19 protein-coding genes and 1 tRNA gene are annotated in these 14,236 nt (G+C 67.5%); 5 read left to right on the forward strand and 15 right to left on the reverse strand.

The window, feature by feature from the left end; translation table 11 throughout:
• The first annotated feature begins 31 nt into the window (after positions 1-31).
• Entirely contained in the window at positions 32-544 is a 513-nt protein-coding gene (locus tag ADBZ9K_RS21445) for a lipoprotein LpqH (RefSeq protein ID WP_526623974.1), read from the forward strand.
• Between the two features lie 60 nt (positions 545-604).
• On the opposite strand, the gene ADBZ9K_RS21450 is transcribed toward ADBZ9K_RS21445, so the two are convergent.
• Complete coding sequence (locus ADBZ9K_RS21450) at positions 605-1,966, reverse strand: WS/DGAT/MGAT family O-acyltransferase (protein ID WP_526623975.1); 1,362 nt, start codon at positions 1,964-1,966, stop codon at positions 605-607.
• 175 nt (positions 1,967-2,141) lie between these two features.
• Here ADBZ9K_RS21450 and ADBZ9K_RS21455 point away from each other — a divergent pair, with 175 nt between their 5' ends.
• Positions 2,142-2,705 carry a hypothetical protein gene (locus ADBZ9K_RS21455; protein WP_526623977.1) on the forward strand — a complete coding sequence of 188 codons (564 nt, stop codon included), beginning with the start codon at positions 2,142-2,144 and terminating at the stop codon, positions 2,703-2,705.
• Positions 2,706-2,708: 3 nt separating this feature from the next.
• On the opposite strand, the gene ADBZ9K_RS21460 is transcribed toward ADBZ9K_RS21455, so the two are convergent.
• The 7 genes from ADBZ9K_RS21460 to ADBZ9K_RS21490 form a co-directional block, all read right to left on the reverse strand.
• Positions 2,709-2,999: a hypothetical protein gene (locus tag ADBZ9K_RS21460; RefSeq protein WP_526623979.1), complete on the reverse strand. Its 291-nt coding sequence runs from the start codon at positions 2,997-2,999 to the stop codon at positions 2,709-2,711.
• 137 nt (positions 3,000-3,136) lie between these two features.
• Positions 3,137-3,403: a hypothetical protein gene (locus ADBZ9K_RS21465; RefSeq protein ID WP_526623981.1), complete on the reverse strand. Its 267-nt coding sequence runs from the start codon at positions 3,401-3,403 to the stop codon at positions 3,137-3,139.
• A gap of 9 nt (positions 3,404-3,412) precedes the next feature.
• On the reverse strand, positions 3,413-4,489 hold the full coding sequence (locus ADBZ9K_RS21470; RefSeq protein ID WP_526623982.1) for a hypothetical protein: 1,077 nt from the start codon (positions 4,487-4,489) through the stop codon (positions 3,413-3,415).
• Positions 4,490-4,777, reverse strand: a complete 288-nt coding sequence (locus ADBZ9K_RS21475) for a hypothetical protein (protein ID WP_526623984.1) — start codon at positions 4,775-4,777, stop codon at positions 4,490-4,492. It abuts the gene before it with no gap.
• 116 nt (positions 4,778-4,893) lie between these two features.
• Positions 4,894-4,984 (reverse strand) — tRNA-Ser (locus tag ADBZ9K_RS21480).
• Between the two features lie 28 nt (positions 4,985-5,012).
• Complete coding sequence (locus tag ADBZ9K_RS21485; RefSeq protein WP_526623986.1) at positions 5,013-5,474, reverse strand: nucleoside deaminase; 462 nt, start codon at positions 5,472-5,474, stop codon at positions 5,013-5,015.
• Positions 5,471-5,998, reverse strand: coding sequence for a tRNA adenosine deaminase-associated protein (locus tag ADBZ9K_RS21490; protein ID WP_526623988.1), 528 nt, complete (start codon positions 5,996-5,998; stop codon positions 5,471-5,473). Before ADBZ9K_RS21490 ends, ADBZ9K_RS21485 begins: the two co-directional genes overlap by 4 nt.
• A gap of 95 nt (positions 5,999-6,093) precedes the next feature.
• Between ADBZ9K_RS21490 and ADBZ9K_RS21495 the strand changes: the two genes are divergently transcribed.
• Positions 6,094-7,038, forward strand: coding sequence for a prephenate dehydrogenase (locus ADBZ9K_RS21495; RefSeq protein WP_526624305.1), 945 nt, complete (start codon positions 6,094-6,096; stop codon positions 7,036-7,038).
• Here the strand turns inward: ADBZ9K_RS21495 and ADBZ9K_RS21500 are convergent.
• The 5 genes from ADBZ9K_RS21500 to ADBZ9K_RS21520 are packed head-to-tail and all read right to left on the reverse strand — an operon-like array spanning position 7,001 to position 11,079.
• The gene (locus ADBZ9K_RS21500) at positions 7,001-7,603 is read right to left on the reverse strand and encodes a putative glycolipid-binding domain-containing protein (RefSeq protein ID WP_526623990.1); all 603 of its coding nucleotides are present in this window, start codon (positions 7,601-7,603) and stop codon (positions 7,001-7,003) included. The genes ADBZ9K_RS21495 and ADBZ9K_RS21500 overlap by 38 nt on opposite strands.
• Positions 7,600-8,388 (reverse strand): ABC transporter permease, encoded by a 789-nt coding sequence (locus ADBZ9K_RS21505; RefSeq protein ID WP_526623992.1) that lies wholly within the window; start codon positions 8,386-8,388, stop codon positions 7,600-7,602. The genes ADBZ9K_RS21500 and ADBZ9K_RS21505 overlap by 4 nt, the downstream gene beginning before the upstream one ends.
• Complete coding sequence (locus ADBZ9K_RS21510) at positions 8,385-9,029, reverse strand: ABC transporter permease (protein WP_526623994.1); 645 nt, start codon at positions 9,027-9,029, stop codon at positions 8,385-8,387. Before ADBZ9K_RS21510 ends, ADBZ9K_RS21505 begins: the two co-directional genes overlap by 4 nt.
• 4 nt (positions 9,030-9,033) lie before the next feature.
• Positions 9,034-10,125 carry an ABC transporter ATP-binding protein gene (locus ADBZ9K_RS21515; protein ID WP_526623996.1) on the reverse strand — a complete coding sequence of 364 codons (1,092 nt, stop codon included), beginning with the start codon at positions 10,123-10,125 and terminating at the stop codon, positions 9,034-9,036.
• Positions 10,126-11,079 (reverse strand): ABC transporter substrate-binding protein, encoded by a 954-nt coding sequence (locus tag ADBZ9K_RS21520; RefSeq protein ID WP_526623998.1) that lies wholly within the window; start codon positions 11,077-11,079, stop codon positions 10,126-10,128. It lies immediately after the preceding gene.
• Positions 11,080-11,219: 140 nt separating this feature from the next.
• On the opposite strand from ADBZ9K_RS21520, the gene ADBZ9K_RS21525 reads away from it, so the two are divergent.
• Together ADBZ9K_RS21525 and ADBZ9K_RS21530 are read left to right on the forward strand one after the other, a co-directional pair.
• The gene (locus ADBZ9K_RS21525; RefSeq protein WP_526624000.1) at positions 11,220-11,585 is read left to right on the forward strand and encodes a LapA family protein; all 366 of its coding nucleotides are present in this window, start codon (positions 11,220-11,222) and stop codon (positions 11,583-11,585) included.
• Positions 11,586-11,651: 66 nt separating this feature from the next.
• A complete protein-coding gene (locus tag ADBZ9K_RS21530; protein ID WP_526624001.1) occupies positions 11,652-12,575 on the forward strand; it encodes a hypothetical protein in 924 nt (307 codons plus the stop codon).
• Here ADBZ9K_RS21530 and ADBZ9K_RS21535 read toward each other — a convergent pair.
• Positions 12,572-13,597 carry a phosphotransferase family protein gene (locus ADBZ9K_RS21535; protein ID WP_526624003.1) on the reverse strand — a complete coding sequence of 342 codons (1,026 nt, stop codon included), beginning with the start codon at positions 13,595-13,597 and terminating at the stop codon, positions 12,572-12,574. The genes ADBZ9K_RS21530 and ADBZ9K_RS21535 overlap by 4 nt on opposite strands.
• 16 nt (positions 13,598-13,613) lie before the next feature.
• Positions 13,614-14,219 carry a histidine phosphatase family protein gene (locus ADBZ9K_RS21540; RefSeq protein WP_526624005.1) on the reverse strand — a complete coding sequence of 202 codons (606 nt, stop codon included), beginning with the start codon at positions 14,217-14,219 and terminating at the stop codon, positions 13,614-13,616.
• Positions 14,220-14,236: the final 17 nt, after the last annotated feature.

Genomic DNA, 14,236 nt, shown 5'->3' on the forward strand with positions numbered 1-14,236 from the left:
CGACGGGTCACGGCAACGAAGGAGAAGACTGGTGAATCGTGGATTGGTGGTGACCGTCGCCGGTGCCGCAATAGTCGTAGTCGGTTTGGCCGGCTGTTCCAAGGACGAGAAGAAGTCCGAAGCCTCGTCGTCATCGTCGTCCAGTTCGGCGTCGGCGAGCGCAAGCTCCAGCGCGGTGGAGTCGCCGAACGCGACGTCCGGTGCGGGCAGCGCCAAGGTGACCATTGACGGCCAGCCGCAGACCATCCAGGGACAGGTGGTGTGCGCGACCGCGGGAGGCAACTTCAACATCGCGATCGGCGAGGCGGCCACCGGCATCGCCGCCGTCATCTCCCCGGATGCCTCGGTAGTCCATTCGGTCGGCCTCGGCAACGTCAACGGCGTGACCCTGGGCTACCAGGAGGGCGTGCCCGGCGGTGCTAATGCCACGGCCTCCAAGGATGGCAACAACTACAAGATCAGCGGAACGGCGACGGGTGTGGACATGGCCAACCCGATGCAGCCGGTCAGCAAGCCCTTCGAGATCGAGGTCTCCTGCCCGTAGCGGCGGCTCCAAGCGGAGCGGCGGCGCCCTGAGGGGTCGCCGCCGCTTCTCGTTTGACCACTACACGCCGACGGCCTCTTCGAGCGCAACCAGCGAGTCCTCCAGGTGGCCCAGCAGCCGTTGCAGATGGGGGATGCTGCGCCGGCAGCCCACCAAGCCGAAGTCCAGGTTGTCGGCGTTGTTGGACAGGGTGATGTTGAGGGCTTGGCCGTCGAGGGCGATCGACAGGGGGTAGTTGCCGTCGAGTCGGGCCCCGCGCCAGTACAGCGGCTCGCGGGAGCCGGGCACGTTGGAGATCACGATGTTGAACGGCGGCTGGGCGGCCGATCCCAGCCCCGGCAGCATCGCCAACCCGAGCTGGGCGATGTTGAACGCCGACAGCGCCAACTGCTGCAACCGGGGCAGCTGCGCGAAGACTTCCTTGTTGCCGGTGATCGAGGCGCGGATGGCCTCCAGACGCTTGGCCGGGTCGTCGACGTCGGTGGCCAGGCTGCACAGGATCGTGCCGACCATGTTGCCGCCGCTGGAGGTGTCGTCCTCGGTGCGCAGATTCACCGGAACCATCGCGATCAGCGGCCGGTCCGGCAGCGCGTCCTGCTCGATCAGATAGGCGCGCAGGGCCCCGGCGCACATGGCCAACACCACGTCGTTGACCGTGACCCCGGTCGCCTCCTTGATCGCGACAATGCGTTTCAGCGGCCAGGACTGTGCGGCGCATCGGCGGGCGCCGCCGATCGGGACGTTGAACATCGTCTTGGGCGCGCCGAACGGCAACGTCAGCTGCTGCTCCAGCAGCGCGGCGCGGGCCAGCGCCAGCGCCGACGGACCGAACGCCGCCAGCGATCCGGTGAGCCGCATCAAACCGCCCAGCCCGGAAGAACTTTGCTTCTCCTTGGCCCGGGGCCGCGGCTGCAGACTCCAGGGTGCCCGCACGTCGGTTTCCAGCGGATCCTCCGACAGCGCCCGCTGCATCAGCTTCATCGCCGAGACGCCGTCGAGCAACGCATGGTGGACCTTGGTGTAGACCGCAAAGCGCCCGTCGCTGAGGCCTTCGACGAGGTGCGCCTCCCACAGCGGCCGGTGCCGGTCGAGCAGGCTTCCGTGCAGTCGCGAGGTGAGCTCAAGCAGCTCCCGCACCCGACCGGGTGAGGGCAGCGCCGAGCGGCGCAGGTGGTATTCGAGGTCGATGTCGCGATCGAACGACCAGGCGACGTTGGCGATCCCGCCGAACAGCTCACCGGGGTGCTTGCGGAACGTGGGTTGGACGTCTTCGTGGCTGAGCATGGCGGCGTAGATATCGCGGATGAACTCCAGGCCGGCGCCTTCGGGCGGCTCGAAGAGTTGCAGACCGCCGACGTGCATGGGGTGCTCCCGCGATTCGGCCAGCAAGAACATCGAATCCGTCGGCGATATCAGTTCCATCGATGCCCTCCACAATTCATCCCCCGGTTGTGCCCATTACACCGGCTCCTCACACGGGCCGGTTCCGTTCCCGTCATTCGGCAACCGACGCATCCCCGGAAAGGGGCCCAACGTGCGGTTCTTCGGGCCGAAAGACCCTGTCTCGCCAGATCCCGCACCGCGCAGTGTGGAGATCATGGCGAGCCCACCCGAGCCTGGCCAACGGCGTGGCTCAGTCGTCGCGAGCGTTGTCCTGGGTGTCGTCGCCGCGGTCGCGGGCGCGGTGCTCGCGCTCGGCTTCGTCGTCATGGGTCGCCAGTCCGGTGGTGATGTGGTGACCTCCCCGCCGCCGAGCGCCACCACCACGACCACGTCGACCTCGATGTCGGCTCTGGCCGAGGCTATGTGGAACTGGGAGCTGCGGGCCGGTGATCACTTCAAGGAGTCCGCGAAGGCCCTCGAGCAGGTGTCTGCCGGCGTCGATGCGAACGACCAGGCGGCGGTGCGTGCCGGCTGCCAGCGGTTGCACGACACCAACGCGATCGGGCTGCAGGCCGACCTACCCACTCCGGATCCGGCGCTGACTGCCGAACTGCAACGCATGATCGACGACGTCAACACCGCCGCCCACGCCTGCCTGCGGTTCGCCGACACGCGCCATCCAGACGACGCTTCGACCTACCAGGATTACCTGACGCGGGCGATGGATCATCTGGCCACGGCCAAACGGATCCTCAACGAGGACCTGGGCAAGGGCTAGGTGTCAGTGATGGCCGCCGCCACCACCGCCACCGCCGCCACCGTCGTGCGGGCTGGCGTTGAAGCCAGGCTCGGCGACCTCGGCCTCGGTGAGCTGGTCGCTGGTGTCCGGGATGACTGCCGGGGCGCAGTTCATCGAGAAGCTGTCCTCGGTGTCGGTGTCCTGGCACTGGGCCGTCACCCGGGGCGCGGGGCCGTCGATACCGGCGAACACGGCGACCGCTGGGGTCGCCGCGATCGCCAACGCGACTGCCGCGTAGAGCATCCGTCGTGAACGGGTCGAAGCGGTCGTCATGATCAACTACCCCCAAAGCGGTTCTTGATGACGTCTGGCCGGTAGCACTACGTCTCCGAAACGCCAGGGTAGGTCAGGTTCCTGGGAATGGCGATCGATCACGACGATTCACAGTCGGCTCGGGGCGGTGAAGCTGGTTATGTGACGACGACGATGAGCAGGTACAGACTCACCAGGATCGGCAGAATCGGGGCCGACCAGAATGCCGCGGCCTTCGACGTGTGTTTGTGGCGGCGGGCGAGGGTGACCGCGATCGAGGTCAGGATGGCCAGCACGATGGCGACCGCGATCACCCAGTAGCGAACCGGCGTGGTTGCGACGATGAGTGCGGTGGCGGCGAGCCAGACGGCGTAGCCGACGGCCATGCCGACTGCCGCGGTGGCCAGCGTTCGAACGGTTGCCATCGTCGCAACCTAAACCGTGGCCAGGCCGGGTTGCGGGCTGAGCGTCGGCAGCTTGGCGTTGAGGTTGTCGGCGAACACCTGCCAGATGCCCTTGTTCAGCCAACTTGCCCCCGGTACGAGACTGCCTTTCGAGAGCGGGCCGGACGCGGCGACGCGTAACTCCCAGTTGAGCCGTCCGGGAATCGGGTTCTCAGATGACGGAACGATGTTGAAGGTAATCGTGCGTCCAGCGCCTTCATTGTGACCCGGAAGGGACACGAACGAGAAGCTGTCCGGAGTGATCCCGCTGACCCGCACCGGCTCGTTCTCGCCGAAGGGCCCCCTGAGATTGACCGTGGCACCGTTGATGAGTTCGCCTTTGTCGGCCGTGAAGGTGAAGTAGTTGTTGAAGTGCTGCTGGATTTCGTTCATGATCTGCTCTTTGGTCCAGCCCTCCGCAGTGCTGAATTCATAGCCGTAGTGGTAGCTGCCGTATCCGCCGCCCGGTGCTTCCGGGCTCGGGGACTCGGCTACCGGGGATTGCCTGAAGTCGACGAGCCGCACGGCATCGCCGTCGTCAGACCGTTGGGCAGCGTTGTCCAACAGCAGGTCGCCAATACCGTTGGTAGCACGGGTGATTTGCGCCGCAATCTCCCGGTCAGCGGCGATGAGTGCCTCGACCCTGGACCGGATGCCGGCAGCGATGAGCTGGGCCTCGGATTGCCGGTGCCGGTCATTGTTGCGAACCGAAACGTCGTCCCCCACAAAGAATCCCGCATCCACGGCCGCCTTCACGGCAGCGAGCGTCTCCTGTTTGACGTGGTCGACGCGGTCAGCACCACGGCGCGCTGTCCCGGCGGCGGCGTGCAGTCGGTCGGCCACAGCTGCGACTTTCAGGCGATCGGAGTACCCGCGCTGCTGGACTACCTCTGCGGCCGCACCTTCCCACGACATACCACCCGGGTTGGCGACGTGAGACGACACAAATGCAAACGCGTCTTCCCAGACGATGGCGGCTCGCGTCCAGTCGGTAGCCGCCTGGGTGAGATGCGCGATGTCCCAGGCACGGACTTGCGACAAGGAAGGGTCCGCGACATTTGCAGACATTTACCCCCCGATGACCAGTTCACGAAGGCGGGCTGCTGACCGATCGTCGCTCGCTGTGTACTGACCGGCCACGGTCACCAACCCGACGGCCGTCTCTTGCATGCGCGCCACCATGGCCCGAACAGCAAGGGGGACATCAGCATGGGCGGCACCGACAGCGACCACGGTGGCCTGCCACTCCATCGGAGGCACCGCCGAGGGGGAAGTTGCGCTGATCTCGGCTGCCCAGGACCGGCACGCTGCGGCCAGCCGTTCCAAGCCGATCCGATCGACCTCCAGCAAACCCATGCCGCCATGCTTATGCAGTGAGCGTTCGCCGGCAAGTCACCCCACACGACGTTGGCGACCAACCGCGCAGCAACCAGAAAAATAGCCCCTCACCTGCAGTGCAGGCTTCGGGGCTATGGCGGTGGCGGAGGGATTTGAACCCTCGGACGGGGGTTACCCGTCACACGCTTTCGAGGCGTGCTCCTTAGGCCGCTCGGACACGCCACCGCCGACGAGCTTACGTGCCCAGACCGGGCTATCCCAAATCGCGGTGGCGGGCGAAAAAGTCGTCGAGCAATGCCGCGCACTCGTCGGCCAGCACACCACCCCGTACCTCGGGCCGGTGGGTGAGCCGCCGGTCGCGCACCACGTCCCACAGTGAGCCCGCCGCACCGGTTTTCGGCTCCCACGCCCCGAACACCAACCGGGCCACCCGCGCCATCACCAACGCACCGGCACACATCGTGCATGGTTCGACGGTCACCGCTATCGTGGCACCGGCCAGCCGCCACCCGTCGCCGTACACCCGGGCGGCGGCGCGCAGCGCCAGGATCTCGGCGTGCGCGGTCGGGTCGCCGAGTTCCTCCCGGGCGTTGGCGGCGCGGGCCAGCTCCGTCCCGTCGGGGCCGAACACCACCGCGCCGATCGGCACATCGTCGGGCCCGGCAGCGGCGGCAGCCTCGATCGCCGCGCGAACCAGCGTGTCGTCAGACCTCACCGATCGAGGCGGTCAAGCACGCCGGACAACTCGTCGGCGAAACCCATCTCCCGGGCGATCCTGCCGAGCTGTTCGTCGGCGTAGAGGTCCGTCTCGGCCAGGATGACACCCAGCACAGCCTCGGGCAGCCCGATATCGGCCAGCACCCCGAGGTCACCCTCCTCGAAAGGGTCGGTGTCCTCGAGGTCTTCGGCCGAGATGTCGGCATCGAGAGTCTCCAGCGCCTCGGCGGCGATGTCGTAATCGAGTGCGGCCGTGGCATCCGAGAGCAGCAACCGGGTCCCCGACGGCGCGGGACGCAGGATCAGGAAGAACTCGTCATCGATGTCGAGCAATCCGAAGACCGCACCGGCACTGCGCAATTCCCGCAACTCGGTCTCGGCGGCGCTCAGGCTGGTCAGCACCTTGGCGCTCAGCGGCGAGCAACGCCACTTGCCGTCCTCGCGGACGACGGCCACCCCGAAGCCGTCCGGGGTGTCGGCCGGGCCCGGTGACCCGGGACTGTTGGCCCGCTGTGCCTCCATGGCCGCTTACGGTAGTCGCTGATCAGGCCTTTTGGCCAGGCACCCGTTGGCCCCACCGGCGGGTGTGCCAACCTGGAAACGTGACGAAGACACCCGTGTGTGTGCTCGGGCTCGGTCTGATCGGCGGGTCGGTGTTGCGCGCGACGGTAGCGGCGGGCCGGGAATCCTTCGGCTACAACCGATCCGTCGAGGGCGCCCAGGCGGCCCGCTTCGACGGCTTTGCGGCCACCACCGACCTCACCGAGGCGCTGACGTGGGCCGCCGAGCGCAACGCGCTGATCGTGCTGGCCGTTCCGATGCCGGCGGTGTCGCTACTGCTGGGCCACATCAAGGATGCCGCCCCGGACTGCCCGCTCACCGATGTCATCAGCGTCAAGGGCGCCGTGCTCGACGAGGTGCGCGCGGCGGGACTGCTGGACCGCTATGTCGGCGGCCACCCGATGGCCGGTACCGCACACTCGGGGTGGACCGCGGGCGATGCGCGCCTGTTCATCGGCGCACCGTGGGTCATCAGCGTGGACGACCATGTCGACGCGACGGTGTGGACCCAGGTGATGGACCTGGCTCTGGACTGCGGTGCGGTCGTGGTGCCCGCCAAGTCCGATGAGCACGACGCCGCCGCGGCCAGCATCTCCCATCTCCCGCATCTGCTCGCCGAAGCACTGGCGATCACCGCCGGCGAGATGCCGCTTGCCTTTGCGCTGGCGGCCGGCTCGTTCCGGGACGGCACCCGGGTTGCCGGCACGTCACCGGACCTGGTGCGCGCGATGTGCGAGGCCAATGCCGACCAGCTCCTGCCGGCGCTGGACCGCAGCCTGGACCTGCTGCATCAGGTCCGCGAGTCGTTGGCGGAGAAAGCTTCGGTGGCCGAGCTGGTCGAGGCCGGCCATGCGGCCCGCACCCGCTACGACAGTTTTTCTCGCCCGCAAATCGTCACGATCGCCATCGGTGAGGAGAACTGGCGGGAAGAACTGGCCGCCGCCGGACGTGCCGGCGGGGTGATCAGATCCGCGCTGCCAGGCCCGGATAGTCGACGATGAATCCGTCGTGGTCGACGCTGATCGTGGTCTCGGCGACCGGCGAGTGCAGCTTGATGCCTTCACCGCTGTCCTGGCCCGAGCTGCTGTAGCTGATCGAGGCCTGCTTGACGGTCAGTTCCGGCAGGTTGACGTAGACGACGGGCAGGTTCACCGAATCCACCCGCCGGTACAGCCCGGTGCGCCGGATCGGCAGTGCGTTGAAGAACGGGCTGAACACCACGTCGACGTCGAGCGCGCCGTCATAGGAACCACGCGACTGGCCCTGATGGTCGGTGACCAGCCACATGTTCTCTTCGTCACGGGCGATCGAGAGCTGCCGATCCCGCTCGGCGAGGGTCACGCTCATCGACAACCGCTTGGTGGCACCACTCTCGTCGGTCACCAGGTCGTAGGACGCGCTGAAAGCGGGGTGCGTCTCGGACGCGGCGGCGACGATGCGGCCGTAGGCCTTGATCCGATTACCCGACAGCTGCACGCGGGTGGATTCCATCCGCGAGGCGTCGTGTGCGCGCCAGGTCAGGATCGCCGGCCACGCGCTTTCTGTCGCATCGTTGGCTGCACTCACCCGTCTACCGTAAGCGACGGGTCACCCCGTTCGTAACCAGGTCGCGAAGTGCGACCCTTCTGTGACGTGCGGGCCTGGGCATCGAAGCTCACCTCGTCGTCCAGCAACGGTTGCGGCATCCGCCGGAATCGCCCGCTGCCGGGCACCGACGCCCACACCGCCAGGGCCAGCAGCCCGTCGAGCACGAGCGCCAGCACCGTCACCAGCAGCGCCCCCACCAGCGCCAGGTAGAACTGGCGGACCTTGATGCCGTCGATCAGATAGCGGCCCAGCCCACCCAGGCTGGCGTAAGCGGCGATGGTCGCGGTGGCAACCACCTGCAGGGTGGCGGTACGCAGCCCACCGAGGATCAGCGGCAGCGCGTTGGGCACCTCGACGCGCAGCAGCACCCGCGACTCGGTCATCCCCATCGACCGGGCGGCATCGACCACCGCCGGGTCGACATTGGCGATCCCGGCGTAGGTGCCGGCCAGCAGCGGCGGGATGCCCAGCAACATGAGCGCAACAGTCGGGGGCACCAGCCCCAACCCCCACAGCAGCACCCCCAGCAGCAGCACGCCGAGCGTCGGCAGCGCCCGCAGCGCATTGACGCCGGTCACCACCAGGAAGGTGCCGCGCCGGGTGTGGCCGATGATCATCCCGATCGGAATGGCGATAAGCGCCGAGGCCACCACCGCCACCGCGGTGTACTGCAGATGTTCGACGATGCGGGCCGCCAGGCCGGACTTACCGCCCCAGTTGGCGGCGGTGAAGATGTAGGCCAGCGCCTGATGCAGGAAGTTCATGAGCTCGCCTTCACCCGAGCCCAGGGCGTGATCAGGCGGCCGCCGAGCAGGATCAGGACGTCGATGACGACGGCCAGGACGAAGATCGCGATGATGCCCGCCACGATCTGATCGCTCTTGTCGGCCTGATACCCCTCGGTGAACCAGGTGCCCAGCCCGCCGATGCCGATCACCGAGCCGACCGACACCATCGAGATGTTGGTCACCGCCACCACCCGAAGGCCCGCAATCAGGACCGGAATCGACAGCGGCAGTTCGATTTTCAGCATCCGCCCTACCCTGGTGTAGCCGACGGCGGTCGCCGCGTCACGCACCTGGGCCGGCACCGCGTCCAGCGCCTCGGGCACCGCGCGCACCAGCAGCGCGGTGGTGTAGAGGGTGAGGGCGACGATGACGTTGGCCTCGTCGAGGATCCGGGTCGGGATGATCAGGGGCAGCACCACGAACAGCGCCAGCGACGGGATGGTGAAAATGATGCTCGCCGTCACCGTGGTCAGCCGTCGCAGCGCCGTACTGCGCCACACGTAGGCCCCCAGCGGCACCGCGATCACCAGACCCAGCACCACCGGCACCAGCGACAGCCGCAGATGGATCAGCGTCAACGCCCAGGCCTTGTCCAGATGGGTGAGCAGATAGTTCATCTGCTCACCCGCCCCCGGCGACGGCCTCGAGAACGTCGTCGGCCGTCACGCCGCCGATCACCTGTCCGTCGCCGTCTACGGCGACTCCCAGTCCGGACGGCGAGGACAGCGCGGCATCCAGGGCCAGCCGCAGCGTGCCGCCCGGTGTGAACAGCGACCCACCGGCGATCGTGCTGTCGTACAACGAACTTCCGCCGCGGTGCAGCTCGACACCTTCGGCGTTGATCCAGGCATAGGGCCGGCCGTCGGCCTTGGTCACCAGCCGCCAGTCACCCGGTTCCAGCGACAGCGCGTCGATCTCGGGCTCGTCGACGGTCGCGATGTCGTGCAGCGCCAACCCGCTGGCCGCCCGGAACTGCAGCCCGCGGTAGCCGCGGTCGGCTCCGATGAATCCGGCGACGAAATCGTTGGCCGGGTTGGACAACAACCGCGCCGGGGCGTCGTACTGCTGCAGCGTTCCACCGGGCCCGAAGACCGCCACCCGGTCCCCGAGGGTGATCGCCTCGTCGATGTCATGGGTGACGAAGACGATGGTCTTACGCAATTCGCTTTGCAGGCGCAGGATTTCGACCTGGAGCTCATCGCGGACCACCGGATCGACCGCCGAGAACGGCTCGTCCATCAGCAGGATCGGCGGATCGGCTGCCAGTGCCCGGGCGACACCGACACGTTGCTGCTGCCCGCCGGACAGCTGGGCCGGGTAGCGGTCGCCGAGCTTGGGGTCCAGGCCCACCCGTTCCAGTACGCCGTAGGCGGCCTTGCGGGCCTCCCGCCGCGACTGCCCCTTGAGCACCGGCACCGTTGCGACGTTGTCGATCACCCGCTGATGGGGCATCAGACCCCCGCTTTGGATGACGTAACCGATCCCCAGGCGCAGCTTGACCGGGTCGACACCGGCGATATCGCGGCCGTCGACGGTGATCGTGCCCGAACTGGGCTCGATCATCCGGTTGATCATCCGCATGGAGGTGGTCTTGCCGCACCCCGACGGTCCGACGAACACTGTCAGGGTTCCATCGGGCACTTCCAGACTGAGGTTGTCGACGGCGACGGTGCCGTCCGGGTACGCCTTGGTGACCGTCTCGAAAGTGATCATCTATTTCCCGATCGGCTTGTCGAAACCGTTGTCTTGGATCCATTTTCGCGCGGCTTCGTCGGGGTCGACGCCGGAGTTGCCGGATACCGCGGCGTTGAGCTCGATGAGCCCCTCGGTGGACAGCTTGGCTGACACCGCGTCGAGCACCTTCTTGAGTTCGTCGGACTTCTTCTGCGAACTGACCAGCGGCACGACGTTGGCGGCCAGGAAGTTGTTCTTGGGGTCCTCGAGGACCACCAGGTTGTTCTGCGGGATGGCTGGTGAGGTGCTGAAGATGTCGGCCGCGGTGACGGTGCCGTCCACCAGCGCACGTACCGTTGCCGGCCCGCCGCCGTCACTGATCGAGACGAAGTTGTCGGCCTTGATGTCCAACCCGTACTTGGCTTTCAAACCGGGCAGGCCCTCGGCGCGGGTCTGAAATTCCGACGGCGCACCGAACTTGACCTCCGCGGAATGGGCGGCCAGATCACCGATGGTCTTGAGATTCCACTTCTGTGCGGTGGCCTGGCTGACGGCCACGGTGTCGGTGTCGTTGGCCGGCGAGGGGGTCAGGATCGACAAGTCGCCGGGCAACGCGCGGCTCAACGCGAGCTCCACCTGGTCGGGTGTGGTCACCGTGGTCTTGGGGTCGAAGTACTGCAACAGGTTTCCGGTGTACTCGGGCACCAGGTCGACCGAGTGGTCACGCACCGCGGGGATGTAGGTTTCCCGGCTGCCGATGCCGAACTGGCGGCCGATCGTGAAACCGTTGGCCTCCAACGCCTGGGCGTAGATCTCGCCGATGATCTTCGATTCCGGGAAGTCCGCAGAACCGACGACGAGCGTCTTCAGGTCGCCGGAGGTCGATCCGCCTCCGAGTGGATTGGAGCTGCCGCACGCGCCGACGACGGGCATCACCGCCGCGAGCAGAATCACCGCCAACCACAGTCGCTTTCCACCTCGCGACGGGTTCATGCGCGTCCTTTCGCCCGGCCGTTCACCCGACAGTAACGGCACCGGCCGCCGCTCGCCCAGGTTTGAATCACCGCAGATGTCATCCTCGGTTTGCACCTTTGGTTGTTTCCTTCTGGCCCGGAACGGGCAAAGATGACGTAATGAGCAGCGAATCGCAGGTGTCGCCCACCGAGCCGACGCCGCCGGTCCCCCCGGTGGCGCCGCCGCCGGGACCGCGCCCATCCGGCAAGGCGGTCAACGAGGTCAAGTTCACCCGCGCGGCAGCACTGTGGTCGTCGTTGATCTTCGGTTTGCTGATTCTGACGATCCTGTTGGTGTTCATCGCCCAGAACACCGAGTCGGCGACCTTCGCATTCCTTGGCTGGGGCTGGACCCTTCCGCTGGGGGTGGCGATCCTGCTCGCGGCGGTGTGCGGTGCACTGATCACGGTCCTGGTGGGCGCAGCACGGATCTTCCAACTGCGCCGGGCCGCAAAGAAGAACCTCAAGGCCGCGCGACAGGTCTAGTTTCGTCGCACGCGGCGGGCCGGTATCTTGACGTATTCGTCAATCCGCCGTCGATCGGGGTCCCCCATGTCCGTCGCCAACGCCGCCAGCCGCCCGTGGGTCACGACCGGCATCGCTCTGCTCGGCGCCGGGATCGTCGCCGCGCCGATCGCCGCGCACCCGCAGGCAGCGCTGCCCCACCTGCACCTGCCGGCGATCGAGCTGCAGGCCTCGGTGCTGGATATCTTCACCGTGCCGGCCCTGCGCCAATACATCGCCAATCAGATCGAGGGATACGCGGTTCTGGCAGCCGGGTTCGCCACCGCGGGAGTCGCGGGTGGCCAGGCTGTAGCCGCCCTGCCGTCGACCGTCGTGACGTGGGGACAGCAGGTGGTCACCGGTGATTGGTTGGGGTCGTTGACCACTGTCGAGGACTACGTCGTTGGCTCGGCGGCCTCGGTCGTGCTTCCGGTTCTGAACGCCTACATCACCAACAATGTGCGCGCCCTCGCGGTCCAGTCCGCGCTGTGGACCGCTATTCCGCAGGCCGCCTACCTGGCTGGCCGCGGCGTCTACCAGCTGTTCGACGGCGTCACCCGAGCCCTGATCGTGGCGACCCAGGGCGTGTTGACGGCCATCCGGTCGCTGAATCTGCAGAACGTCGTCGATGCCGTGGTGGCCGGCACCCAGGGCGTGGTCACCTCGGTGGGAACGGGGGCCCAGAACGTCGTCAACGGCATCGTCGACGCACAGACCACGCTGGCGAACGCATTCAAGGTCTACCCGACCATCCCGCCCTCGTCGTTGACACTGCCCAGCGCTGCTGCAGCGGCCAAGTCAGCGGCGTCGATCAGGTCCGCGGCCACATCGGCCGACACCACCGCCGTCACCGCCACGGGCGGCGCTAAGGGGTCGCGCGCGTCGGCTGCGGCCAAGCCGTCGGCCAAGGGTTCGGCCGACGCCGGCAATCGTGGTGTCGGCGGCAGCAAGCGCGCCGCGCACGCCGGCTAGCCCAAGGTCTCCAGGCCGCGATCGATCAACACGGCGACGGCCTGCCCGGCCCGGTCGTCATCGTTGCCTTCAGCTGCGGCCTGCCGGCGCCGAAAATCGATACCGGCGGCGATGATGGCCAGCTTGAAATATCCCAGCGCCATGTGGAAGTCCCAGTGCGCCAACGGGTATCCCGAGACCAGCGAGTACCGGTGCGCGAGCTCGTCAGCTGAGGGCATCTGCGGTGCCGTCCACGCCGTCTCCTCGTTGAGGATCAGATTCAACGCCGGGTCGCGGTGCACGCACATCAGCGCCGCGTCCGAGAGCGGGTCGCCGAGGGTGGAGAGCTCCCAATCCAGCACGGCCCGAACCACAGTCGGGTCGTCTGGGTCGAGGATCGTGTTGTCGATGCGGTAGTCGCCGTGCACGATCGAGGTCCGGCTCTGCTCGGGCACCGCGCCCGCCAGCCTGGCATGCAAGCGCTCGACCCCGGCGTCGCGCGAGTCGTCGGGCAACCGGACATGCTGCCACTGCGAGCCCCAGCGGCGCACCTGGCGCTCGAGATAGCCGGTCGGCTTGCCGAAATCGCCGAGACCGACGGCATCCGGGTCGATCTCGTGCAGATCGACCAGAACCCGGATCAGGCTGTCGACGCAGTCGCTGACCACATCGGAACCGCCGAGGGCGTCCAGGTCCGCCCGACTGCGCACCACCCGGCCCGGCACGAACTCGACCATCTGGAAGGGTGCGCCGCCCACCGAGTCGTCATCGCGCATCGTCACCGCCCGCGCAACCGCGACCGGGGTATCGGCCAGGGCGGCCACCACCCGGTACTCCCGGGCCATGTCGTGGGCGGACGGGGTGAGGCCGTGCAGGGGTGGGCGCCGCAGCACCCAGCTGGTGGCGTCGTCGTGAATCAGGAAGGTCAGGTTGGACCGCCCGCCGGAGATGAACTGCGCCCGCAGCTCCCCGGCGCGGGGGATGCCCGCCGCTCGCAGATGCCGGTCGAGTGCTGCCAGGTCAAGCCCGTCGAGTGAAGTCACCCGCTATGTATAACTCTCAGCGCTTATTGCGCGGCAGCAGATCCCATACGTGCTCGGTGCTGTTGACCGTCGCGACGGTGCCCTGGCCGCTGCGGGCGTACAGCAGGCGCGTCACCGACACGTAGTCGATGGGAAACGACAGCAGCCGCTTGGTGCCCAGCAGTTCGTGCAGGATCACGTTGATCACACCCCCGTGGCTGAACACCACCACGGTGTCGTCGTGCCCGGCGGCGGCGACGATGTCGGACAGCGCCGCACCGACCCGGCCGCGGAACGCATCCTCGTCGACACTGCTGGGCAGTCTGCCGGCCGCCATCCGCGCCCACTCCTCGGGCCGCTCGGTGCGCACCTGTTCGATCGGCACGTAGTGGGACAGGCCGCGGTCATACTCGGCGAGCCGCTCATCGATGTCGAGGCTCAGCTCGCGCGCCTGCGCGACGGGTTCGGCGGTCTGGATCGCCCGGCGCTGGGGACTGCTGACCAGCCGGGTGATCGGAAACCGAGCCAGTGCGGCGGGCAGCCGCCGAGCCTGCTGCCAGCCCTGGTCGGACAGCTCTGGATCCGAGCCTTCGCCCGCCTCGGTCCGATGGGGCAAGGCATGCCTGACGAGCAGCAACTGCATGAGCGAGGTGGTCCTTC

The sequence above is a fragment of the Mycobacterium sp. genome (genome assembly GCF_965229265.1).
Lineage (GTDB): Bacteria > Actinomycetota > Actinomycetes > Mycobacteriales > Mycobacteriaceae > Mycobacterium.